A 21,867-nucleotide genomic window follows, 5' to 3' on the forward strand; every position below is an offset into this window, starting at 1 on the left:
CATACCCGCCGGTAACTTGGCGCCATGCGCCGCACCGTCTACACCGAGGACCACGAAGCCTTCCGCGCCATGCTGCGCGACTTCATCGCCAAGGAGGTCGTGCCGGTCTACCCCGAGTGGGAGAAGGCCGGCCACCCGCCGCGCGAGTTCTACCACCGGCTCGGGGAGCTCGGCGTGTTCGGGATCGAGGTGCCCGAGGAGTACGGCGGGGCGGGGCTGAGTACCTTCAAGTACCAGGCGATCGTGATCGAGGAGACCACGCGCGCCGGTGTGACGTTCGGCACCACGACCGTGCACGTCGGGCTGATCCTGCCCTACCTGCTGGCCTACGCCACCGAGGAGCAGAAGGCGCGGTGGCTGCCCGGGTTCCTGTCCGGGGAGATGATGACGGCCATCGCGATGACCGAGCCCGGGACCGGTTCAGACCTGGCCGGGATCCAGACCACCGCGAAGCTGTCCGAGGACGGCCGGCACTACGTCCTGAACGGCGCGAAGACGTTCATCACCGGCGGCGCGCTGGCGGACATGGTGCTGGTGGTGGCGCGCACCGCGCCGGCGGCGCCGGAGGACCGGCGCGGCGGCCTGTCGATCCTGTGCGTGGACACCAAGGCGGCCGGGTACGCGGTCGGGCGCAAGCTGGACAAGATCGGATTGAAGACCTCTGACACCGCCGAGCTGTCGTTCACCGACGTGCTGGTCCCGGTGGAGGATCTGCTCGGCGAGCCGGGCAAGGGCTTCTCGTACCTGACCCACAACCTGCCGCAGGAACGGCTGGCGATCGCGGTCGGCGGCTACGCCTCGGCATCGGCGGCGTTGCAGTTCGCGCTGGACTACGTCCGCGAGCGCACCGTGTTCGGCACCTCGGTGGCCTCGTTCCAGAACACCAAGTTCGTGCTGGCCGAGTGCGCGACGGAGGTCGAGGCGGCGCAGTGCATGGTGGACCGGGCGCTGGAGCTGCACGAGGCCGGCGAGCTGTCGGTCGCCGACGCCGCGAAGGTCAAGCTGTTCTGCACGGAGGCCGCCGGGCGCGTCATCGACAAGTGCCTGCAACTGCACGGCGGCTACGGCTACATCACCGAGTTCCCGATCGCGCGGTTGTACGCGGACACCCGCGTGTCCCGGATCTACGGCGGTACCAGCGAGGTGATGAAGACCATCATCGCCAAGTCGCTGGGGTTGTAGGGCTCAGCTTGTAGGGCTCACGTCACATCGGTGCGCGTCGCGTCGATCTGTTCGTAGGCCTTGGTCTCGACGATTCGCCGCATCGCGTCGAACGCGTCCCACACGTCAACGAACCGCGTCGTGGCCGGGGCCATGCCCAGGCGCACCCGGTCCGGGTTCCGGAAGTCGGGGATGACGTTGTGCTCCTCGATCAGCGCCCGGCAGATGCGGTAGGCCTCCGGGTGCCGCACTGAGACGTGGCTGCCGCGCACCGCGAAGTCGCGCGGGCTGCCCAGTGTGAAGCCGAGGGGGGCCAGCCAGGCGTCGAACAGCTCGATGGCGAACTCGGTGAGCGCGACGCCCTTGTCCCGCAACGGCTTGATGCCGACCTCGGCGAGCACCTGGGCTCCGGCGTCCACCAGCGAGACGCCGACGACCTGCGGGGTGCCGACCAGGAAGCGGGTCGCCGAGGGCTGCGGGTCGTAGCCCTGGCCCATCGCGAACTGGTCGCGCTGGCCGTACCAGCCCCAGATCGGCTGGCGGACGGAGTCGATGAGCGAGGCGCTGGCGTACAGGAAGGCCGGGGATCCGGGTCCGCCGTTCAGGTACTTGTAGGTGCAGCCGACGGCGAAGTCGGTCCCGCTGGCGTCCAGCTCGATCGGGACCGAGCCCGCCGAGTGGCACAGGTCCCACAGCACCAGCGCGCCGGCCTCGTGCACGACCTGGTTCACCGCGGTCAGGTCGGCCAGCGCCGAGGAGCGGTAATCCACCTGCGACAGCGAGACCAGCGCGGTGCGCTCGTCCACGACCGCGCGGAGCTGGTCGGCGGTGGGGCCGAGGAGCTCGTCGAACTCGACCAGCTTCAGCTCCAGGCCGCGGGCCTGGGCCAGCCCTTCCAGGACATAGCGGTCGGTCGGGAAGTTGTGCAGGTCGCTGATGATCACGTCGCGGCCGGGACGAGCGTCGAGCGCGGCGGAGGCGAGCTTGTAGAGGTTCACCGACGTGGAGTCGGAGACGACGACCTGCCCGGGGGCGGCGCCGAGGAAGTGCTCACCGAGGAAGTCCCCGACGGTCTGCGGCAGCGTCTGCCACCGTTCGTTCCAAGACCGGATCAGCCGGTCGCCCCACTCGCCGGCCACGACTTCCTGGACCCGCTCCAAGGATGCCTTGGAGAGCCGGCCGAGGGAGTTGCCGTCGAGGTAGACGAGCGTTTCGTCGGGGATCACGAAGCGGGTGCGCAGAGGAGCCAAAGGATCGGTCGCGTCACGGTGCTCCGCGTCATCGCGGGAGTGAGCTGTGGTGTCGGGCACGTGATCAGATTAGGCGAGGCCCGGCCCGGGCGGCCAGATCTCCACCAGGTCCCCCGGCGCGAGCCCCAGCGAGCGCTCGATGTCGCCGGGCGCGGTCTCCCGCAGGTGGCGGGCCACGGTCTCGGTGAGTTCGCGCCAGTAGCCGCGCAGCGTGGACTCCGACAGATGCAGGGCGCGGCTCATCTCGGCATAGGTCTGACCCCGCGCGCGGCCGGCCAGGACCTGGCACTGCCGGGGCGACAGGATGGTCAGCGATCCTCGCCGGACCAGCAGCTCGGTGAGGGCGATCATCGCCTGCGGGATCACGACCCGGCCGGCGGCGACCTGGACGATGGCCGCGGCGGCCTCCGGGAGCGGAGCGGACTTGCGGATCAGGCCGCGAGCGCCGGCGGCGAGGCAGGCGGCCAGGACGAACCGGCGTTCCTCCTGGGTGTAGAGGCAGACGCGGTAGCCGGATTCGGCGAGCGCGGCGACGGCCGGGACGCCCTGGAGCGCGTCGCGCTGGTGGTCGTTGACCAGGTGGAGGTCGAGCACGACGACGTCGGCGCCGGGCCGGGCCCGCAACAGGTCTTCCACGCGCGCGAAGGTCGCGACGAACTCGATGGCGGGCAGGCCGAGGCGGATGGCGGTCGCGTCCTCGACCAGGATCGCGGTCGGTGCGCCGGGCCCGGCCTGCGGCTCGGCGGCAGGCGCGGCGGCAGGGGATTCAGCGGTCGGCGCGACGGCGGGTGCGGCGGCAGGCTCGGCGGCAGGCGATTCAGCGGTCGGCGCGACGGCGGGTGCGGCGGCAGGCTCGGCGGCAGGCGATTCAGCGGTCGGCGTCGTGCCGGTCATCCCCATGACTCCCCCTCGATCTCGATCCTCGTTCCGAGCCCCGGCGTCGAGGCGATCCGCGCGGCCAGGCCGTGCCGCCGCGTCTCGGCCAGCACCTGGCGTCGCAGCCCGGTTCCGAGCCGGACGCTCGCCGGGTCGAATCCGACGCCGTCGTCGCGGATCGTGACGATCCAGCGTCCCGCCACGGCACCGGCGTTGGCGTCGGCGTCGGCGTCGGCGTCGGCGTGCACGACCACCATGCTCGCGCGCGCATGGCTGCGGACGTTGTGCAGAGCCCCTGTGACGGCCCCGCGCACCGCTTCGCCCTCGGCGATGCCGACCGTCACTCCCTCCGCGAGGTCGAGCGCCGGCTCGAGTCCGAGATCGGCGAACCCGGTCATCGCGGTTCGCAGGACATCGCACAGCAGGACCCTGTCATCGGCGACTTCCATCGTCCCGGCTCTGCCGGCTCCCGGCCCGCCGAGGTAGGCCCGCATCCGCCGCACCTCCGCGTTCGCCTGCTCCCGCAGCTGGTCGCGGGTCGCGGGCGGCACCGTCGCGTCGGCGAGCAGCTGCATGATCGTGACGGCGTCGTGCATCGTCAGCCGCGCGCGGTGTTCCTCCTCAAGCCGTGCCAGTTCCGCGACCCGTGCCCGGGCCTCGTCGGCGTCGGCGGCCAGCTTGGTGACGTATCGCAGCACCACCCGCGCGACCGCCCCGAAGACCAGCAGGCTCAGCGTGTCGCTGGCGATGGTCGTCCGGTTGCCGGCCGTGGCGGAGTCGACGACGAAGAACAGGTAGGCCGCGGTGAGGGCGCCGACGGCGCTCAGCCAGGCCGCGATCCGCAGACCGCCCAGCGACAGCACCACGGCCAGCGTGTAGCCGGGCGCCCAGCCGACCCACGACCCGACGCGGTCCTCGGCGGGGACGGCCGCCACACCGAGCACCAGGAACACGACGGCCAGCGCCACGTCGGCCGCCGCCGCGCGTGGGCCCAGCGGGCGGCGGATCAAGAAGGTGCAGACAGCCGCGACGCCGCCAGCGGCCACCGCTCCGGTCACCCACAGCACGGCGTACAGGTGCGGCCGGGGGCTGAGCGCCAGACCGGTCGGCAGCGCCGGGATCATCTGCAGCACCGTCGCCAGCCGAGCCCCTGACATGGCCAGCGCCACAACGAAGGCGACGCCCTCGGCCGAGGTCGGGGCCGCGGCCGGACGGCGGATCAAGCGCCGGGCCGCGGCTGGACAGCGGATCAGGCGCCGGGCCGTGGCCGAACGGCGGATCAGCTGTCGGGCCGAGGCCGGTCGCCGGGCCGCCCGCTCACCAACCGCCATGCCAGCATCTTGACTCAGTCCGACCCCGGCGAACAATGGGCCGATCGCGGCAGCGGGCCCGAAGGCGCGTGCGGGCCGCGAATACCGCGATTTCGTTGGGTTGTCGGGCCCTGGCCGGCGGTCTTTGATGACCTCGATCGCTTATCAGTCCTCGCATTCACGCCGGAAGGCCCCCATGAAGCACCGACTCCTCAGGATCCTGCTCAGCTGCGCGTTGCTCACCTTCGGTGTGACCGCCGCCTCGGCCGCCGCCGGCACTCCGGCGAGCGCTTCGTCCTGCTACACCTGGGGCCGCACCCTGTCCCAGGGCAGCAGCGGCTCCGACGTGGCCCAGCTCCAGATCCGCGTGGCCGGATGGTCGGGGTACGACAACGTCATCGCCGTCGACGGCGTGTTCGGCCCGGCCACCAAAGCCGCGGTCGAGCGGTTCCAGGCCGCCTACGGACTCGGCGTCGACGGCATCGCCGGACCGCAGACCTTCGGCGAGATCTACGCCCTGCAGAAGTCCGACTGCACGCCGCTGCACTTCGCCTACAGCGAGATGAACCAGTGCAACACCACCTGGTCCGGCGGCGCGGTGTCGGCGGCCACGGCCAAGGCCGACGCGTTCCAGATCATGTGGAAGCTCGAAGCGCTGCGGCACGCGCTGGGCGACCACCCGATCACCGTCACCTCCGGGTTCCGCTCCTACGGCTGCAACTCCGCCGACGGCGGCGTCGCGGACAGCCGCCACCTCTACGGAGACGCGGCCGACCTGGTGCCGAGCGCCTACTCGCTGTGCACCCTGGCCCGCGAGGCCCGGTACCACGGCTTCAGCCAGATCTTCGGGCCCGGATTCCCCGGCCACGACAACCACGTCCACGTCGACTACGCGCCGACGCACGACTGGTCCGCTCCCACCTGCGGCATCTGAGGAGCTTCGTGGACACCGATCTCCAGCAGCCCGGCGGGCTCTCGCGCCGCGCGGTGCTGACGGCCGGCCTCGGGGGTGCGGCGGCTGCCTTCGCGGGCCTGACCGTCCTGGCCGCGCGCCCGGCGCAGGCGGCCGCGTCGAAGCCCCTGAGTCCGTCGCCGGGGAGGCGCGGGCGCTGATCGCGGCGGGCCTGGACATCGTCCTGGTCTGGGAGGACTCGCCGACCGGGGCGCTCGGCGGGTACGCCGCAGGCGCCCAGCACGCGCGCGATGCCCAAAGCATGGCGCTGGCCTGCGGCATGTCCGCCGGCCGGCCGATCTACTTCGCCGTCGACTTCGACGCCGCCCCGGGCCAGCAGACCGCGATCAACGCCTACTTCGACGGCGCGGCCTCGGTCCTGGGCTACGGCCGCACCGGCGCGTACGGCGGCTACTACCCGGTCCAGCGGCTGTTCGACGCCGGGAAGATCACCTGGGGCTGGCAGACCTACGCGTGGTCCGGCGGCCAGTGGGAGTCCCGGACCCAGCTGCGCCAGGTCCAGAACGGCATCACGGTCGACGGCGCGGACTGCGACCAGGACCAGGCCTGGGCCGCGGACTACGGCCAGTGGGGCGCGCGGGCGGCGGCGCGGCAGAGCCAGGTCGTGGCGATCGGCGGCCAGGGCGGGACGCAGTCCCAGGTCGCGGCCATCGGCCTGGACGGCGCGGTCTACCACGACATCCGGGCCGCGAACGGGGTCCTGGCCGGCTGGGAGCCTTTGGACGGGGCCGACGGCGCCTCGCGGTTCAGCGCCACGGCGGTGTCGCTCACCGGGATGTCCGACGGGACTCACAGCTCGTCGCGGTCGGCCTGGACGACAGTGTGCATCACGACATCCGGTACCCCAGCGGGGTCTGGCAGGGCTGGCAGGCGATGGGCGGCTACGACGGCGCCGGCGTGTTCCAGCGCGCGTGAGGTCGTAGCGCTCTACGAAGCATGGCGGGTCCGGTCACGGGGCCGGACCCGCCACTCCGGCGTCCGCAGCGTGATCACCGCTTCGAGAAGTCCTCCGTCGCCTGGTTCAGCGCCTGTCCCATCGCCTCGCTGCCGGTGTGCCCGGAGTCCTCGATGACCACCAGCTTCGCGTCCGGCCAGGCCTGTGCCAGCTCCCACGCGGTGTACACCGGGCTGCCGAGGTCGTGGCGGCCGTGGACCAGGACCGCCGGGATCCCGTGCAGCTTGTGCATGTCGCGCAGAACCTGGCCGGGCTCCAGCCACGCGTCATTGCCGAAGTAGTGCGCGCAGATGCGGACGAAGGCCAGCCGGTCGTCGTCGACACGCTTGCTGTACGAACCCGGGGTGCCGTTGGTCTCCCCCGAGATCAGGACGTCCTCCCACCGCACCCACTCGGCCGCCGCCGCTTCGCGCACCTCGCGGTCCGGGTTCTCCATCAGGCGGCCGTACGCCTGGACCAGGTTCCCGTCACGCTCGCCCTCCGGCACGTGGTTGCGGAAACGGTCCCAGGCCTCGGGAAACAGCCTGCGCGCCCCGTGGTAGAGCCAGTCGGTCTCCTCCGGGCGGGTCGAGGTGACCGCCGGGATGATCATCTCTGTGACCCGCTCCGGGTGCGTCTGCGCGTAGACCAGAGCCAGGCTGGCGCCCCATGAGGCACCCTTCACCAGCCACTTCTCAATGCCCAGATGCTCGCGCAGGAGCTCGATGTCGCGGACCAGGTGCCATGTGGTGTTGACGGACATGTCCGTCGCGGGGTCGGACGCGTGCGGCGTGCTGCGCCCGCAGCCGCGCTGGTCGAAGCGGATGACGCGCCACTTCTCGGGGTCCCAGGCCTTCGTCGGGCCTTGCATCGAGCCGGCACCGGGACCGCCGTGCAGGTTCACCGCGGGCTTGCCGTCCGGGTTGCCGAGCTCTTCGTAGTAAATCCGATTCCCGTCGCCGACGTCGAGAAATCCGGTGGCGTAAGGACCCATTGGCGGGTAGACAATAGACATGGACGCGATCGTAGCCCCCGACAGCGAAAGCACGCCCGAATTACGGGACTGGAAGACGTGGTTCGCGGCCTATGACGACCCGGAATCACCGCTGGTCAAGCGGCTGGCCGTGGTGCAGCAGGGCATTCGGCGGGCGCTGGACGAAGCCCCCGCCGGGACCATCAACGTCCTGTCTCTGTGTGCCGGCGAGGGCCGGGATCTGATCCCGGTGCTCGCCGGGCATCCGCGCCGCGCCGACGTCCGCGCCCGCCTCATCGAGTTCGACCCGGTGATCGCGCAGGTCGCGCGGGACGCCGCGGCAGCTGCCGGCCTCAATGGCGTCGGTCTCGGCGCAGTCGACGTGGTGACCGGCGACGCGGCCGACCAAGCGCTCTACGGCGACTACGCGCCGGCGGACCTGCTTCTGCTGTGCGGCATCTTCGGCAACATCTCCGAGGCCGACATCCACACCACCGTCGCGCACGCCGCGCACCTGACCGCCCGCGGCGGCACCGCGATCTGGACCCGCCACCGCCAGGACCCGGCCGTGGTCCCGCGGATCCACGGCTGGTTCGCCGAAGCGGGATTCACCGATCTGTGGCAATCGGGTCCGGAATTGCCGACGGTGATCTACGTCGCCGCGAATCGGCAGGAGCGGGAACCCGCTCCGTCGCCGGGCGACGGGAAACTATTCACTTTCATCAAGTAGCAAAACCTATGGGGATATACAAAAGTCTCGCTCTGGAGAACGAGAAAATCATCGACGCCGGATACTACGTCAATCTGCGTGGTACCCGTGTGGATCTGGCCGCCGATGTGGCTGCGGCCTGTCAGGGCACCCGGTCCTACAGCCCCGACCAGACGCGGAGCCTGTTCGACGAACAGGCCTGCGACGCCACCGCGACGCGGCACGAGACAGCCTTCGAAGTCACCGGCGAGACCAGTACTCACGCCGGTCAGCGGCTGGTGCGCAGTGAAGGCGCGACGGACGTCGCGATCCTGAGCTTCGCCTCGGCCCGCAACCCCGGCGGCGGCTATCTGGGCGGCGCGCGGGCGCAGGAGGAAGACCTGTGCCGCAGCTCCGCGCTGTACACGACGCTGCTCGAAGCGCGTGACTACTATGACGCGCACCGTGCGGACCGCGACACGCGGTACAGCCACCGCGTGATCTTCTCGCCGGGCGTGCCGGTCTACCGCGACAGCGCCACGCGGCTGCTCGACGCGCCGTATCAGATCTCTTATCTGACCTCGCCGGCGCCGAACGCCGGAGCACTGGCCAGGCACGAGCCGTCGGCGCTGACCGAGATCGAGGGCCTGCTGACCGAGCGCGCCGGACGGGTGCTCGCCGTCGCGGCACGGCACGGCGTGCGGACGCTGGTGCTCGGCGCGTGGGGCTGCGGCGTGTTCCGCAACGATCCCGCGACCGTGGCACGGGTGTTCCGCGCACACCTCGCCGACGGAGGTGCCTTCGAGGGCCGGTTCGCGCGCGTGCTGTTCGCGGTGTACGACACGTCGGCCGCGAAGACGACGCTCGCGGCGTTCCAGGAGACGTTCGGGGTCCTGACGCGCGAGCGTTCCGGGATCTGACCCGCGAGCGTTCCGGGATCTGACACCGGCCTGTGCGACGCTGGCGCCATGGACTTCAAACTCGAGCTGATCCCGATCCCGGTGACCGACGTGGACCGCGCCAGGGACTTCTACGAGCGCCAGGCGGGCTTCCACGTCGACCACGACTTCGCGTTCGGCGACGAGTTCCGGATCGTGCAGCTTACGCCGCCGGGGTCGGCGTGCTCGATCGCCTTCGGCAAGGGGATGCCCGGCGGCGCGCCGGGGTCCGTGCAGATGCTGCACCTGGTGGTCGACGACATCCAGGCCGCGCGCGCCGAATTAGTCGGGCGCGGCATGGAGGTCGCCGAGGTCGAGGCGATGTCCGCCGAGGGCAAGCCCGACGTGTTCTACGCGCGGTTCGCCGACCCCGACGGCAACACCTGGACGCTGCAGCAGATCTCGGCGTCCTAGGACGGGACCGGTCTAGTACGACAGCTCCGCGAGCCGGTCGCGCAGCCAGTAGTACGAGTCCTTCGGCGTGCGCGTCTGGGTCCGGTGGTCGACGTGCACCAGCCCGAAGCGCTGGTGGAAGCCCTCGGCCCACTCGAAGTTGTCCATCAGGGTCCAGGTCAGGTAGCCGCGGACGTCGACGCCCTCGGCCATCGCCTGGGACAGGGCCCTGATGTGGCCGTCGAGGAAGGCGATGCGCTCGGGGTCGGCGACCCGGCCGTCCACGGCCTTGTCGTCGACCGAGGTGCCGTTCTCGGTGATGTAGACCGGCGGGAGGGCGTCGCCGTAGCGGTCGGCCAGGCCCACGAGGAGTTCGCGCAGGCCGTCGGGGACGACCGGCCAGTCGAACGCGCTGCGCGGGAAGCCTTCGATCGGCACGTCCTGGAACGGCAGGCCGTGCTCGGGGCCGGGGGCGGCGATGCGGGTCGGGTTGTAGTAGTTGACGCCGAGGCCCTCCAGGGGCGCGGCGATGGTGGCGAGGTCGCCGTCGCGGACCACGCCGCCCAGGTCCGGGCCGGTGCCGTAGGCCGACAGGTCCGGGTAGCGGCCCAGCAGGATCGGGTCGTTGAACAGGCGGTTGTGGAGCGTGTCGTAGGCCTCTGTGGCCGCCCTGTCCTCCGCGGAGTCGCTCGCGGACCAGACCGGGGTGCAGTTGTTGGCGATCATCACCTTGCCCGCGCCGGCCGACCGCAGGGCCCCGACCGCCAGGCCGTGGGCCAGGAGCTGGTGGTGCGCGACCGGGATGGCCTCGGTCATCAGCGTGCGGCCCGGGGCGTGGACGCCGAAGGCGTAGCCGTACGCGAGGTGGATGAAGGGCTCGTTGAGCGTGATCCAGTGCTCGACGCGGTCGGCGAGGCGGTCGGCCACGAGCGCGGCGTAGTCGGCGAAGCGGTGCGCGGTGTCGCGGGCCAGCCAGCCGTCGCGGTCCTCCAGGGCCTGCGGGAGGTCCCAGTGGAAGAGGGTGGGGAACGGGGTGATCCCCTTTTCCAGCAAGGCGTCCACGAGCCGTTCGTAGTACGCCAGGCCGGCCGGGTTGGCGGGTCCGGAGCCGTCGGGCTGGACGCGGGTCCAGGCGATCGAGAAGCGGTAGGCGTTGACCCCCAGGTCCGCCATCAGCGCCACGTCCTCGCCGACGCGGTGGTAGTGGTCGCAGGCCACGTCGCCGGTCTGGCCGTCGCGCACGGCGTCGGGCCGGCGCACGAAGGTGTCCCAGATCGAGACGCCCTTCCCGTCCTCGGCCGGGGCACCCTCGATCTGATAGGCGGAGGTGGACGTTCCCCAATAGAAGGACGCGGGGAACGAAGGGAGCGGGGCATGGACGGCATGGACGGCATGGACGGTCACTGCGGGCCACCTCCGGAAGGGACTAACATGAGTCATCCTCAGGTTAGCGGGCGGAGGAGAATAGGGGAATGGACTCCACGACCGAGAGCGGAGCGGGACTGCGCCGGCGCCCTATGCAGCGGCGCAGCGCCGAGCGCTACGAGCGGATCCTCAACGTGTGCGCCGAACTGCTGGACGAGGTCGGCTTCGCCGGCCTGACCACCACCGCGGTCGCCAAGCGCGCCGAGGTCCCGATCGGCACCGTCTACCAGTTCTTCGCCGACAAGAGCGCCCTGGTCCACGCCTTGGCCGCCCGCAACCTCGAGAACTACATGGGACGCCTGGAACGCCGCTACGGCGAGGCCGTCCCCCGCTCGGTGGAGGAGGTCGTCGACGTCGCCATCGACGAGTTCGTGGACATGCGCCGGACCCTGCCGGGCTTCGGCGTCCTGGACTTCGGGGCGGGCAGCGAGTGGTCGGACGCGGACCCGCGCGACCTGTACCTCCTGGACGAGAACGTCGAGAACAACACGGCCGTCGCCAAGCGGCTGCGGATGCTGACACCGTTCCTGGACTCCTCGCGCGCCGGCACCTCGGAGATCGAGCTGGCCCTGCGGGTGACGATGGAGGCCGCGGACGCGGTACTCCAGCTGGCGTTCCGGACCGATCCGGAGGGCGACCCGACGCTGATCGCGGAGTGCAAGAAGCTGCTGGTGGCCTATCTGGGCCCTTACTACGTGGGCTGAGAGAGCCTGAGACAGGCTGTGTGAGTCGCTATATCCGTTTCGCCCGGTATCGTGGCGGAATGGATGACAAGCGGCACCGCTTCGACTGGAGCCTGCTCGGCTGCGCCTTCAGCGGACACGTGCTGTACGCCCCGACAGAGCCGGCGCTGCGGGCGCGGTTGACGGCATCGTCGGCGGAGGGCGCGACGTGGCGGTGCCTGCGCTGCGCGGATTTCGTGCCGGCCGCCGAGACGCCGCCTTCGGGCCCGGCCGAGGACGCCCCGCTGGTGAAGCGCGGGGCGGAGATGCGCGACGCGGTCCTGCTGCGGTTCTTCGCGGTGGAGCGGTGGGTACGGGCGCTGCTGTTCGGGGCGGCGGCTTACGTGGTGCACCGGTTCGCGGGGCGCCAGGACGAACTGCGGCAGGCCTTCGACCAGGCGGCTCCGGTGGTGCGGCAGGTGTTCGGCAGGGCCGGCTTCGACCTGCAGAACTCGAAGACGCTGGAGCTCCTGCAGAAGGCGGTGGACGCGCGGCCGACGACGCTGGTGTGGATCGTCATGGGCCTGGCCCTGTACGCGGCGGTCGAGGTGGTCGAGGGCGTGGGCCTGTGGCTGCTCCAGCGATGGGGCGAGTACTTCGCGTTCGTGGCCACGGGCATCTTCCTGCCCCTGGAGGTGTACGAGCTGGCGCACAAGGTGAGCCCGCTGAAGCTGGTGACCTTCGCGCTGAACCTGGCGCTGGTGCTGTACCTGGTGTGGACGAAGCGGCTGTTCGGGGTGCGCGGCGGGAAGCGGGCTTATGAGGCCGAGCGGCATGCGGCCTCGCTGCTGGAGGTCGAGCGGGCCGCGACGGACTGACTCCTAATGGCGGTGGGTGTTGTCCGGCTGCCCGGGATCACCGGGATGCTCGAAGCCGGGCGCGTTGGTGACCAGAGCACTGCGGCGCTCATCAAGCCACCGGTTGAAAGCGGCGAGGCGGGCCGGGTCGGAGGCGTCTTGCTCGGCGTGCGGCATCGGCTCGTCGGGGCGCGTCTCGGTGGCCGTGACCGTGGCGAAATGCCAGCCGAGGCCGGTTCGCACCGGGCCGACGCGGGTGCCGGACGGTCGGGCCCGGAGTTCGGCGGCGAGGGTCGCGGGGAGGTCGTCGAGGGTCGTCCAGCCCAGGGAGGTCTCGGGGGCGGTCGCCGCCTCCAGCGGGGTCGCGGCGACAGAATGGGTGACTCGGTACCAGGTGCGGGTGGCGGTCTGCGGGGCTGCCGCGGGCGTGGGGTCGGTGACCAGGTCGTAGAGCGCTGACATCGCCGCGGACCTGGCCCACGCCGCCGCGTTGATGGAACCGAGGTGCAGCGACTCGACGTGGGTGAGCGGCCGGGGTGCCGCGTCGGTCGCCGATTCCGGCCCGAGCCGCGCCAGCTCCACTCGGCACAGCTCCTCCGTCAGCTGCACCTGCGCCGTCCATCGCAGGAACTGCCGATCCTCCTTGCTCCCCACCGCCGGCAGCCGCCCCGCGAGACGTCCGGTGCGCAGTTCCCGCACCCGCGCGTCCAAGCGCTCGCGCGGGATCGGAGTACCGGCGACCGCGCCGATGACCGTCGCCTCGCGTTGTGCGCGTGCCGCCTCGGCGGCGTCGCTGTGGTGCGGGTGCGGGTGCGGGTGCGGATCTTGCGGACTGTGGGAGTGCGTCACTGCACCACCACGGGAACCGCCGCCGTGTACTGCGCGCGGCCGAACCACATCAGCTTCACCAGCGCCCACCAGTGGCCCGGCTCGGCCGTGGCGGGGACGTCCACCTCGAACTCGACCGAGCCCTCGGCGCCCGGCTCGACGCTGAACGCCGCCGCGTACGGCCCGATGAAGTCCCACGTCCCCCACGGGCTGACCGGCATCGCCTCGCCCTCGATGAGTCCGCGCGTGGTGTTGGCCAGGCCGACCCGCAGGGTGCCGCGAGTGCCGCGGGCCAGTGTCAGGCCCGGGGTGATCGAGGTGATCTCCAGGCCGGTCGGGCGCGCCGTCTCGCTCTTCGTGCCCTGGGTCTGGACGCCGAGCTCGATCTCGGTCTCCGGCGAGGTCGCCGGCGGCGCGTACTCCGGGGCGTCGATCAGGACGCTGATGACGTCCTCGACCACCGAGTCCGCCACCGCCAGCCGCACCCGGACGAAGTACATCCCCGGCTCCGGGGCCGCTTCCTCCGACGGCGCCACCGTCAGCGGGAACACCGTGTGCCCGCCGGGCTCCAGCGCCACCGGGCGCGACTCCGGCTCGACGCGCCAGCCCTCGGGCGCCAGCACGGTCAGCATGCCCTCGAACGTCGTGTCCGTGTACTGACTCGCCACGGCCACCGACACCTCGCCGCCGCCGGTGAGCACCGTCGGGGTGGCGGCGACCGAGACCGGCAGGAAGCCCATCGGCGCCGGCCCCCGGTTGTGCAGCCAGTAGCGCGAGTACACCGGCTGCGCCGGCTCGGTCGCGCGGCCGAGGACCGGCGAGGAGGCCGAGGAGCCCGAGCCCTGCGGCGGCACCATGATCGCCGTCGAGATCTGCGAACCGGCCAGCCGCACCGAGCCCGCGGCCCGCACGTCGCAGCGCAGCCCGCACTCCTCCAGCAGGTCGGCGCGGTCGCTGGACAGCACGCCGAGCGGGCTGCGCAGCGCGACCGTCTCGCCGGTGCCCGCCGCCTCCACCAGGCGCACCATGAAGCCCATTTCCGGCGACGCGTCCAGCCCCGAGCCCACCGACTCCGGGTTCCCGGCCGGCTTCACCGCGGTCACCTGCGCGGCGCCCTCCGGCGTGACCGACAGCAGCGCGTGCCGGCCGGGCAGCGGGCCGCGGTGCGCGGGCTCCTGCCGGGCCAGCATCGGGGCCGAGAAGGCCGCGCCGGACGCGACCAGCCCCGCCGCACGCCAGTCCCCCGCGCCGCTCACCAGCGCGTAGTCGAAGTCGTGGGTCCAGTGCTGGAGCTGGAACGCCGAGCCGTCCGGCGCGCGCCGCAGCGGCGGGTCGAGCCAGACCCCCGACGGCCAGCCGGTGCACGAGCGCATCAACGACAGGTGCAGCGCGCCGGAGGGGTCGACGGCGAAGCCCGGGATGCCGTTGTTGACCAGCCCGACGGTGTGGTCGTCGAGCAGCGCCGTGTCGGCGGGGTCGACGGTGACGGCGGGCAGCACCGTGTCGGCCGCGAACGCCGCCGCGGCCTCGCGCACCTGCTGCGCCGTGTCCTCCGGCTGCTCCCCGGCGATGATCAGGACCGGCAGGGCGCGCGCGTCCCGCAGGTCGGCGTTCGGCACCCACGCCTTCTCCACCGGGACCTCGGCCGGCACGAAGAAGCAGATCCGGCCGCGGTTTTTCAGCAGGCTGTCGAACTCCTGGCGCACCGAGGGGCCGGAGCGCTCCAGGACCTCGGCGGCCAGCGCGTTGGTGTCCGGGCCGCCGATCACGATCCGGACGTCCGGCAGGTTGGAGTCGACGTGCAGCCAGCCGTAGCGCGCGCCCTCGGGGCTCGTGGTGGTCGCGGTGACGCCGACCCGGGCCAGCGCCACCACCAGGTCGCGCACCGGATCGGCGTGCCGGTCCAGGTCGTCGGCCACGACTTCGGCGACCGAGATCGCGACCCGGCCGAGGCCGGTGTCATCCAGGTCGCGCAGGTTCAGGGTCGCGGTGCTGCCCAGGGCGAAGAAGGTGTTCGCCGGGTTGTCCAGCGTCCAGGGCGCCACCGCCACGTCGGATTCCGGCAGCGCGAAGCCGCGGCCGATGACGGCCCCGGCGACCTCCGAGACCGGGCGCGCACCCGGGACGTCGCACGGGAACGTGACCCGCAGCAGCCGATCGGCGCCGGTGAAGTCCAGAACGCGCGTGCGGAAGTCGATGCGGTCCAGTCCGTGCCAGAGGGTGATGCGCTGCTCGTACGCGACGTCGCCGACGGTCCCGGTGACGACGTACCGCCGGCCCAGCGGCGACTCCTCGGCGCGCACGGACGTGGCGGCCGCGGCGGCCGATCCGGTGACGGTGCCGTTGGGCACGAGGTGCCAGGGGCCCTCACCGAACTCGGGATGCTGCGGGTACTCCTCGCTGACGCGCAGCTCGTTGCCGATCCCGCCGGGCTTGAGCAGCTGACGGCCGGTCGCCAGCTCGACGATGCCGGTCAGGCCGCCGCCGCGCGCCGGGTCGAGCGTGATCTCGAAGTGCTCGTTGGCCAGCGAGCCCGGGGTTTCGCCGATCTCTTGCCAGACAAGGTTCTGGTGCCGGGCAAGGCTTTCCGCGCTCGTTGTGAACTCGACGTACCAACTCCGCCAGCCCATCCCGGGAACCCCGGCGGCCACGAAGGCGATGTCGACCCGCGTCCCGTCCTTCGCCTCGACGACGAACGGCACCGGGTCCCCGGCCTCGTCCGTCAGCCGCAGGCCGTCGAACTCGCCGCTCTCGGGCAGCCGCACCGTCGCCCGCACCACGTCGGTCCGCTCGAAGGCCAGGGTGTTGAACACCCCGATGGCGCCGTTGCCCGCGCCGCCGTAGGTCTCGACGTTCCGGAAGATCGCCTCCAGCGCCGCGTCGCGGGCCTCGGCGGCCAGGTCGTGCGCCTCGCGCCAGCCGGTCACCAGGTCGATGTAGACCTGGTCGGACTCCGAGCCGGTGATGGCGTCGTGGTGCGCGCCGTAGGCCAGCTGCCGCCACACCTTGTCCAGCGCGGCGCTCGGGTAGCGGCCGTAGCCCAGCAGCGAGGCGAACGTCGCCAGCTTCTCGGCGTCGGCGGCCGCGGTCTCGGCGGCGCGCTGGGCCTGCTTGGTGTCGATGTACGACACGTCCTTGCCGGTGTAGACCGGGTTCATGTCGCGGGTCTGCGGGCTGGGCCGCACGCCGCGTTCGGCGAGTTCGGCGTGCACCGCGGCGAAGAAGTCGCGCGGCAGGCCGGTGACGAAGCGCGGCCAGACGTAACGCGCGTTCCAGTCGCGGTGGATCGCGGTGACCCACTTGTTCGGCGGGGTGTAGTCGGTGCCGACCGGCAGCAAAGTGTTGCGGGTGGCGGCGGCCTGCTTGAGCCCGAGGAACAGGTCGTAGACCTTCTCCTCGGCCTCCTCCAGCGTCGCCGAGGAGTCCATCCACCAGCCGGCCGAGTAGTGGTTCGGCATGTAGTGGGTGACCACGCCCTGCCCGGACGGCGAGATCCACTCGAACTCGGCGGGGAACTGCATGTTCTTCACGTCGCCCTGGACGCCGTCGAACTTCGTCAGCATCGGGCCCCACTGGTGGTAGGGGCCGCGTGCCCAGGACGTGGAGCTCAGGCCGGCGTCGGCGACCAGGCCGGGGAACTGCGGGTCGTGGCCGAAGACGTCCAGCTGCCAGGCGGTCTGGGGGTCGGCGCCCATGATGTCGCGCTGGTAGCCGATGCCGTAGACCAGGTTGCGGATCGTGGTCTCCAGGCCGGTGAGGTTGGTGTTGGGCTCGTTGTAGGTGCCGCCCATCACTTCCACCCGGCCGGTGGATATCAGTTCGCGCAGAAGCGCGCGATACTGCGGGTACACGTCCCAGAACGGCTTCAGGTAGTCGACCTCGGCCAGCACGAAGGTGTAGTCGGGGTCGGCGGCGGCGAGATCGAGGTGCGCTTTGACGAGATGGAACGCGTTGTTCTCCCAGACCGGGCGCGTGGTGCCGTCGTTGCCCTGCAGTTCCCAGGTCTGGGTGTAGCCGGCTTGCGTGTTCCACCAGACGGGGTCGTAGTGGAAGTGCGACACCAGGTACATCGTCCAGCCGGGCTCGGCCACGGTGATGGTGACCGGCTGCTCAGCGCGGGTCTGGCCGTCCGCGCCGAGCAGCCGGAGCTCCGCGGCCAGGACTTCGCCGGCCCGCACATCGGCGTCCATCTCCATGGCCAGATCGATCACGATCTCGCCGTCTCCGGGGGAGATATCGCAGGCTGCTCGCACCTTCATGGAGAGAAGCGATACAGTCACCGCACCGTCGGTGACGGCCCGCTGGACCACGACCCGGAGGACTTGACGCGGTTCCCTATCGGTTCCGACGAACAGCTCCATCGAGTCCGCGGACTTGATCTGGACGGCCACGGCCCCTCCTTGAATCCCCACCCGAACGAGCCACTAAAGCGCTAAAGCAGCTGGGAGTCATTAATGCCCACCTCTGGCAGCGGTGTCAACAAGCCTGGTGCCACCGCGGGTTCCGGACGGGCGGCGGTTGTCGGAAAAGGCAAGAACCGGCTCACCATCGCCGACATCGCCCGCGAGGTCGGAGTGTCGCCGAGCGCGGTCTCCTTCGCGCTCAACGGACGCCCCGGCGTCAGTGAGGCTACCCGCGCACGGATCCTCCAAGCCGCCGAACGGATGAACTGGCATCCGCACAGCGCCGCGCGGGCCCTCGGCGGGGCGCCGGCCGGCGCGGTCGGCCTGGTCCTCGCGCGCCCCACCCGGACCCTCGGCGCCGAACCGTTCTACGCTCAGCTCATCTACGGTATGCAGTCAGTCCTTTCCGCACGGTCAGTGGCGCTGCTGCTCCAGGTCGTCGACGACACCGACGCCGAGCTCGCCGTCTACCGGCGCTGGGCCGGGGAGCAGCGGGTGGACGGCCTGCTGATCGTGGACCCGCAGACCAAGGACCCGCGGATCGCCGCCGTGGAGGCGCTCGGCGTGCCGGCCGTGGTGCTCGGCGGCCACGGCAAGCACGGCGACCTGCCGACGGTCTGGGCCGACGACCGGGAGGCGATGCTGGAGACGGTGCGCTACCTGGCGGCCCTGGGCCACACCCGGATCGCGCACGTCGCCGGCACCCCGGCCTTCCAGCACACCCAGCGGCGCATCAGGGCCCTGAAGGACGCCGCCGGACAGCTGGGCCTGGCCGACACCCAGTCGGTGCCCACGGACTTCAGCGACAGCGAGGGCGCGGCGGTGACCCGGCGCCTGCTCTCGCAGACCGACGCGCCGACCGCGATCGTGTACGACAGCGACCTGATGGCGGTCGCCGGGCTCGGGGTGGCGACCGAGATGGGGGTGCGGGTGCCGGCCGAGCTGTCGATCGTGTCGTTCGACGACTCGGTGCTGACCCGCGTGGTGCACCCGGCGATCACGGCGCTGTCGCGGGACACGCACGCCTTGGGCGTGCAGGTCGCCGAGGCACTGCTGCGGATCGTGGAGGAGCCCGGGACGGTCGGGGACATAAAGGCGGCGACGCCGCGGCTGACGGTGCGGGAGAGCACGGCGAAGCCGGGGCGGTGAGTGACAGCCGGTAGGTGATAGCCGGTAAGTGATAGAGAGGTCGGCATGAGTGATCTCGACATCGCGGCGCTGCAACAACGGCTGATCGACTTCGCCGAGGCCCGGGAATGGCAGCCGTTTCACACCCCGAAGAACCTCGCGATGGCTTTGTCAGTCGAGGCTTCGGAGCTCGCGGAGATCTTCCAGTGGCTCACGCCGGAGGAATCGACGGAGGTGATGTCGGACCCTGACAAAGCCTTCCGGGTCCGCGACGAGATCGCCGACGTCCTGGCGTATCTGCTGCAGCTGGCTGGGGCCTGCGGGGTGGATGTTCTGCGGGCGCTGGCAGAGAAAATCGAGCGCAACGAGGGTCGTTTCCCGGTCCCGCCGAGGTAGAAGCGCAGAAACGGGCACTCTGGACAGTCCACGCGTAGGGTGGTGCGCATGAGCACTGTGGAACTGACCAAGGACACATTCGAGCAGGCGGTCACCTCGGACGGGATCGTCCTGGTCGACTTCTGGGCGGAGTGGTGCGGGCCGTGCAAGCAGTTCGCCCCGATCTACGACAAGGTGTCGGAGGCCAACCCGGACATCACCTTCGCCAAGGTGGACACCGAGGACCAGCCGGAGCTCGCGGGCGCGTTCGACATCCGCTCCATCCCGACGCTGATGATCTTCCGGGACGGCGTGATGGTCTACGGCCAGCCCGGCGCGCTGCCCGAGGCCCCGCTCGTGGACCTGATCGGCCAGGCGCGCGAGCTGGACATGGAAGAGGTGCGCAAGCAGATCGCGGCGCACCAGAACGGCGGACATGAGGGTGCTGACAACCAGGCGTAAGCCTCGGCGTCCCCCTTGAGAACTTAAGAGATCAGGCCCGGCCCCGCGCCACCTGAACCAGCCACCCGGCCGCCTCGCTCAGCTCCCGGCCCCGCGGCCACACCGCGCGCAGCGTCCGGCGCAGCGCGACATCATCGGCGAGCGGCACCTCGACGAGCCGGCCGGCGGCGACGTCCTCGGCGACCGCCAGCACGCTGAGGACCGCCGGCCCGCTCCCGGCCAGGGCCGCCGAGCGCAACGGGGCCGTGGCCCCCAGCTCGATCAGCGGCACCGCCGGGCCGTCGTGGGCGGCGAGCGCCGCCTCCAGCACCTCGCGCGTCCCGGATCCCGGTTCGCGCAGCAGCAGCGGTTCGGCGGCGAGCTGGCCGGCCGTCAGCGGTTCCTTGCGCCGCGCCCATGGATGCGCCGGGGCCACCACCACGACCAGGCGGTCCCGCCCGACGACCGCCGAGTGCAGGTCGCGCGGGACCCAAGGCCCCTCCACGAACCCCATCTCCACCTGGCCGGCCCGCAGCGCCGCGACCACCTGGTGGGAGTTCTCCACGGTCAGCCCGACCCGGGTGGCCGGACGGAGCTGGCGCAGCTCGATGAGCCATTTGGGGACCAGGTGCTCGGCGATGGTCAGGCTCGCGGCCACGGCCAGCCGCTCGTCGGCGTGGGTGCGCAGCGCCTCGGCCCCCTCCACCAGCGCCTCGGCCTGCTCCAGGACCCGGCGGGCCCAGTCGGTGACCATGGCGCCGTCGCCGGTCAGCCGGGAGCCGGAGGTGGTGCGCTCCAGCAGCTTGAGGCCGAGCCGGCGCTCCAGGGTGGCCATCCGCGCCGAGGCCGAGGGCTGGCTGATGCCGATACGCGCGGCCGCCTTGCCGAGCGAGCCGGTGTCGGCGACGGCCACCAGCAGCTGGAGCGCGTCCAGATCCGGGAGTCTGGTCATAGACACAGCCTATGAGGTCTTCGGCGATCGCCGGCTACCGGGCCCGCCCGGGGGCGACCAGGCTTGCTGACATGGGGAAAAGTCCGATTCCGGGCCTGGCGCTGACGGCCGGGGCAGTGGTGGCCGCCTGGTTCGCGAACCGGATGTGGCCCGCGCTGTCGCCGCTGACCGCCGCGGTGGTCCTGGGGGTCCTGGCGGCGAACCTGCTGCCGGCCTCGGTGATGACGGCGGCGCGGCCCGGGCTGCAGATCGCCGCGAAGCGGGTGATGCGGCTCGGGATCGTGCTGCTGGGGCTGCAACTGGCGCTCGGGGACGTCCTCAAACTGGGCTGGCAGATGCTGGTGCTGGTGGTCGCTGTCGTCTTCGCGACGTTCTTCGGCACGCAATGGCTGGGCCGCCGCATGGGCCTGCCCGGCCGGCAGCCGCTCCTGATCGCGACCGGCTTCGCGATCTGCGGCGCCAGCGCCGTGGCGGCGATGGAGGGCGTGACCCGGCGGCCCGGGGAGTCCGAGGACGACCCGGACCCGGTGCTGGCGGTCGCCCTGGTCACACTGTGCGGGTCGCTGGCGATCCTGGTGCTGCCGCTGCTGCGCGGACCGCTGGGCCTGCACGACCCGGCGGTGTTCGGGCACTGGGTGGGAGCCTCGGTGCACGACGTGGGGCAGGTGGTCGCGGCGTCGAGCTCCGGCGGGGCGACGGCGGTGAACGCCGCGGTCGTGGTGAAGCTGATGCGGGTGGCGATGCTGGCGCCGATGGTGGCCGGGACGGCGGTGGCTTGGCGGCGGCGGGCGGCGGGGGCCCAGCCCGATGAAGCGGTCGCAGCGCCGGTGACGACGAGCGTGCGCAGCAAGGTGCTCGCCGGAGTCGGCGCCGGCAGCTCAGGCAGCTCAGGCAGCGCGGGCCATGTGGACCAGGCCCCGGCCGCCGGCGTTGCCGCCGCGGCGACCGACCACCCGAGCAGTTCCGCCAAACACCCCCCGATCGTCCCCCTCTTCGTCGCCGGCTTCCTGGCGATGATCGCGATCCGCACCGCCGGCGCCCTCCCGGCCTCCACCCTCGGCGCGGCCAAGCAGCTCCAGGACCTCCTCCTGGCCGGCGGCATGTTCGGCCTGGGGACCGGCGTCCGACTCCGTGAGCTGGCCCGGACCGGCGCGAAGCCGCTCGCTTTGGGCCTGGCTTCGTGGGCCCTGATCGCGTCAGCGGCCTATATCGGAGTTCGGCTCACTTCCTGACCACTAAGAGGGCGCGCGGATCGGTGGCCGGGCGGAAAATCGCCGGAGCTCCGAGCCTGGCCGCACCG

General features: G+C 71.6%; 21 protein-coding genes. 13 read left to right on the top strand and 8 right to left on the bottom strand.

The genetic code is table 11. The features are described 5' to 3' along the window. Positions 1–24: 24 nt before the first annotated feature. Positions 25–1,182, top strand: coding sequence for an acyl-CoA dehydrogenase family protein (locus ABIA35_RS16490; RefSeq protein ID WP_370358422.1), 1,158 nt, complete (start codon positions 25–27; stop codon positions 1,180–1,182). 17 nt (positions 1,183–1,199) lie between these two features. Here the strand turns inward: ABIA35_RS16490 and kynU are convergent, their stop codons facing one another. From kynU to ABIA35_RS16505, 3 genes are read right to left on the bottom strand one after another with little or no spacing between them, the layout of a single operon-like run. Then, the gene (kynU, locus tag ABIA35_RS16495; protein ID WP_370358423.1) at positions 1,200–2,471 is read right to left on the bottom strand and encodes a kynureninase; all 1,272 of its coding nucleotides are present in this window, start codon (positions 2,469–2,471) and stop codon (positions 1,200–1,202) included. Positions 2,472–2,480: 9 nt separating this feature from the next. Beyond that, entirely contained in the window at positions 2,481–3,305 is an 825-nt protein-coding gene (locus ABIA35_RS16500; RefSeq protein WP_370358425.1) for a LuxR C-terminal-related transcriptional regulator, read from the bottom strand. Beyond that, entirely contained in the window at positions 3,302–4,618 is a 1,317-nt protein-coding gene (locus ABIA35_RS16505; RefSeq protein WP_370358426.1) for an ATP-binding protein, read from the bottom strand. Before ABIA35_RS16505 ends, ABIA35_RS16500 begins: the two co-directional genes overlap by 4 nt. Positions 4,619–4,793: 175 nt before the next feature. Here ABIA35_RS16505 and ABIA35_RS16510 point away from each other — a divergent pair, with 175 nt between their 5' ends. The 3 genes from ABIA35_RS16510 to ABIA35_RS16520 are packed head-to-tail and all read left to right on the top strand — an operon-like array spanning position 4,794 to position 6,642. Further along, entirely contained in the window at positions 4,794–5,531 is a 738-nt protein-coding gene (locus ABIA35_RS16510) for a D-Ala-D-Ala carboxypeptidase family metallohydrolase (RefSeq protein WP_370358427.1), read from the top strand. 8 nt (positions 5,532–5,539) lie between these two features. Beyond that, positions 5,540–5,710, top strand: a complete 171-nt coding sequence (locus ABIA35_RS16515; RefSeq protein WP_370358428.1) for a hypothetical protein — start codon at positions 5,540–5,542, stop codon at positions 5,708–5,710. Between the two features lie 23 nt (positions 5,711–5,733). Next, complete coding sequence (locus ABIA35_RS16520; RefSeq protein ID WP_370358468.1) at positions 5,734–6,642, top strand: glycoside hydrolase domain-containing protein; 909 nt, start codon at positions 5,734–5,736, stop codon at positions 6,640–6,642. Here the strand turns inward: ABIA35_RS16520 and pip are convergent. Continuing rightward, positions 6,560–7,519, bottom strand: coding sequence for a prolyl aminopeptidase (gene pip / locus ABIA35_RS16525; protein WP_370358429.1), 960 nt, complete (start codon positions 7,517–7,519; stop codon positions 6,560–6,562). The genes ABIA35_RS16520 and pip overlap by 83 nt on opposite strands. On the opposite strand from pip, the gene ABIA35_RS16530 reads away from it, so the two are divergent. From ABIA35_RS16530 to ABIA35_RS16540, 3 genes are read left to right on the top strand one after another with little or no spacing between them, the layout of a single operon-like run. Beyond that, positions 7,518–8,207, top strand: coding sequence for an SAM-dependent methyltransferase (locus tag ABIA35_RS16530; protein WP_370342412.1), 690 nt, complete (start codon positions 7,518–7,520; stop codon positions 8,205–8,207). The two genes, pip and ABIA35_RS16530, sit on opposite strands and share 2 nt — an antisense overlap. 8 nt (positions 8,208–8,215) lie before the next feature. After that, positions 8,216–9,085, top strand: a complete 870-nt coding sequence (locus tag ABIA35_RS16535; RefSeq protein ID WP_370358430.1) for a TIGR02452 family protein — start codon at positions 8,216–8,218, stop codon at positions 9,083–9,085. Between the two features lie 48 nt (positions 9,086–9,133). After that, positions 9,134–9,517: a VOC family protein gene (locus tag ABIA35_RS16540; RefSeq protein WP_370358431.1), complete on the top strand. Its 384-nt coding sequence runs from the start codon at positions 9,134–9,136 to the stop codon at positions 9,515–9,517. A gap of 12 nt (positions 9,518–9,529) precedes the next feature. On the opposite strand, the gene ABIA35_RS16545 is transcribed toward ABIA35_RS16540, so the two are convergent. Next, positions 9,530–10,900, bottom strand: a complete 1,371-nt coding sequence (locus tag ABIA35_RS16545; RefSeq protein ID WP_370358432.1) for a GH1 family beta-glucosidase — start codon at positions 10,898–10,900, stop codon at positions 9,530–9,532. Positions 10,901–10,968: 68 nt separating this feature from the next. On the opposite strand from ABIA35_RS16545, the gene ABIA35_RS16550 reads away from it, so the two are divergent. Then, the gene (locus tag ABIA35_RS16550) at positions 10,969–11,625 is read left to right on the top strand and encodes a TetR family transcriptional regulator (protein WP_370342417.1); all 657 of its coding nucleotides are present in this window, start codon (positions 10,969–10,971) and stop codon (positions 11,623–11,625) included. 59 nt (positions 11,626–11,684) lie between these two features. Beyond that, positions 11,685–12,461: a DUF2127 domain-containing protein gene (locus ABIA35_RS16555; protein ID WP_370358433.1), complete on the top strand. Its 777-nt coding sequence runs from the start codon at positions 11,685–11,687 to the stop codon at positions 12,459–12,461. 3 nt (positions 12,462–12,464) lie between these two features. Here ABIA35_RS16555 and ABIA35_RS16560 read toward each other — a convergent pair whose 3' ends face one another. Beyond that, positions 12,465–13,289 carry a peptidylprolyl isomerase gene (locus ABIA35_RS16560; RefSeq protein WP_370358434.1) on the bottom strand — a complete coding sequence of 275 codons (825 nt, stop codon included), beginning with the start codon at positions 13,287–13,289 and terminating at the stop codon, positions 12,465–12,467. Beyond that, the gene (locus tag ABIA35_RS16565; protein WP_370358435.1) at positions 13,286–17,659 is read right to left on the bottom strand and encodes a glycoside hydrolase family 38 C-terminal domain-containing protein; all 4,374 of its coding nucleotides are present in this window, start codon (positions 17,657–17,659) and stop codon (positions 13,286–13,288) included. Before ABIA35_RS16565 ends, ABIA35_RS16560 begins: the two co-directional genes overlap by 4 nt. Positions 17,660–17,722: 63 nt before the next feature. Here ABIA35_RS16565 and ABIA35_RS16570 point away from each other — a divergent pair, with 63 nt between their 5' ends. From ABIA35_RS16570 to trxA, 3 genes are read left to right on the top strand one after another with little or no spacing between them, the layout of a single operon-like run. Further along, on the top strand, positions 17,723–18,820 hold the full coding sequence (locus tag ABIA35_RS16570; protein WP_370342424.1) for a LacI family DNA-binding transcriptional regulator: 1,098 nt from the start codon (positions 17,723–17,725) through the stop codon (positions 18,818–18,820). A gap of 45 nt (positions 18,821–18,865) precedes the next feature. Continuing rightward, positions 18,866–19,195: a nucleotide pyrophosphohydrolase gene (locus tag ABIA35_RS16575; RefSeq protein ID WP_370342425.1), complete on the top strand. Its 330-nt coding sequence runs from the start codon at positions 18,866–18,868 to the stop codon at positions 19,193–19,195. 48 nt (positions 19,196–19,243) lie between these two features. After that, on the top strand, positions 19,244–19,636 hold the full coding sequence (gene trxA, locus ABIA35_RS16580) for a thioredoxin (RefSeq protein ID WP_370342426.1): 393 nt from the start codon (positions 19,244–19,246) through the stop codon (positions 19,634–19,636). 31 nt (positions 19,637–19,667) lie between these two features. Here trxA and ABIA35_RS16585 read toward each other — a convergent pair whose 3' ends face one another. Continuing rightward, positions 19,668–20,567: a LysR family transcriptional regulator gene (locus tag ABIA35_RS16585; RefSeq protein WP_370358436.1), complete on the bottom strand. Its 900-nt coding sequence runs from the start codon at positions 20,565–20,567 to the stop codon at positions 19,668–19,670. Between the two features lie 71 nt (positions 20,568–20,638). Between ABIA35_RS16585 and ABIA35_RS16590 the strand changes: the two genes are divergently transcribed. Further along, a complete protein-coding gene (locus ABIA35_RS16590; protein ID WP_370358437.1) occupies positions 20,639–21,799 on the top strand; it encodes a YeiH family protein in 1,161 nt (386 codons plus the stop codon). The last annotated feature ends 68 nt before the right edge of the window (positions 21,800–21,867 follow it).

The organism is Catenulispora sp. MAP12-49, from assembly GCF_041262705.1.
Classification (GTDB): domain Bacteria; phylum Actinomycetota; class Actinomycetes; order Streptomycetales; family Catenulisporaceae; genus Catenulispora.

Excerpts from the sequence above, each read along its gene's own strand:
- ABIA35_RS16490 (WP_370358422.1), top strand. The coding sequence starts at position 25 with ATGCGCCGCACCGTCTACACCGAGGACCACGAAGCCTTCCGCGCCATG.
- ABIA35_RS16500 (WP_370358425.1), bottom strand. The coding sequence starts at position 3,305 with ATGACCGGCACGACGCCGACCGCTGAATCGCCTGCCGCCGAGCCTGCC.
- ABIA35_RS16505 (WP_370358426.1), bottom strand. The coding sequence starts at position 4,618 with ATGGCGGTTGGTGAGCGGGCGGCCCGGCGACCGGCCTCGGCCCGACAG.
- ABIA35_RS16510 (WP_370358427.1), top strand. The coding sequence starts at position 4,794 with ATGAAGCACCGACTCCTCAGGATCCTGCTCAGCTGCGCGTTGCTCACC.
- ABIA35_RS16530 (WP_370342412.1), top strand. The coding sequence starts at position 7,518 with ATGGACGCGATCGTAGCCCCCGACAGCGAAAGCACGCCCGAATTACGG.
- pip (WP_370358429.1), bottom strand. The coding sequence starts at position 7,519 with ATGTCTATTGTCTACCCGCCAATGGGTCCTTACGCCACCGGATTTCTC.
- ABIA35_RS16535 (WP_370358430.1), top strand. The coding sequence starts at position 8,216 with ATGGGGATATACAAAAGTCTCGCTCTGGAGAACGAGAAAATCATCGAC.
- ABIA35_RS16540 (WP_370358431.1), top strand. The coding sequence starts at position 9,134 with ATGGACTTCAAACTCGAGCTGATCCCGATCCCGGTGACCGACGTGGAC.
- ABIA35_RS16550 (WP_370342417.1), top strand. The coding sequence starts at position 10,969 with ATGGACTCCACGACCGAGAGCGGAGCGGGACTGCGCCGGCGCCCTATG.
- ABIA35_RS16555 (WP_370358433.1), top strand. The coding sequence starts at position 11,685 with ATGGATGACAAGCGGCACCGCTTCGACTGGAGCCTGCTCGGCTGCGCC.
- ABIA35_RS16570 (WP_370342424.1), top strand. The coding sequence starts at position 17,723 with ATGCCCACCTCTGGCAGCGGTGTCAACAAGCCTGGTGCCACCGCGGGT.
- ABIA35_RS16575 (WP_370342425.1), top strand. The coding sequence starts at position 18,866 with ATGAGTGATCTCGACATCGCGGCGCTGCAACAACGGCTGATCGACTTC.
- trxA (WP_370342426.1), top strand. The coding sequence starts at position 19,244 with ATGAGCACTGTGGAACTGACCAAGGACACATTCGAGCAGGCGGTCACC.
- ABIA35_RS16585 (WP_370358436.1), bottom strand. The coding sequence starts at position 20,567 with ATGACCAGACTCCCGGATCTGGACGCGCTCCAGCTGCTGGTGGCCGTC.
- ABIA35_RS16590 (WP_370358437.1), top strand. The coding sequence starts at position 20,639 with ATGGGGAAAAGTCCGATTCCGGGCCTGGCGCTGACGGCCGGGGCAGTG.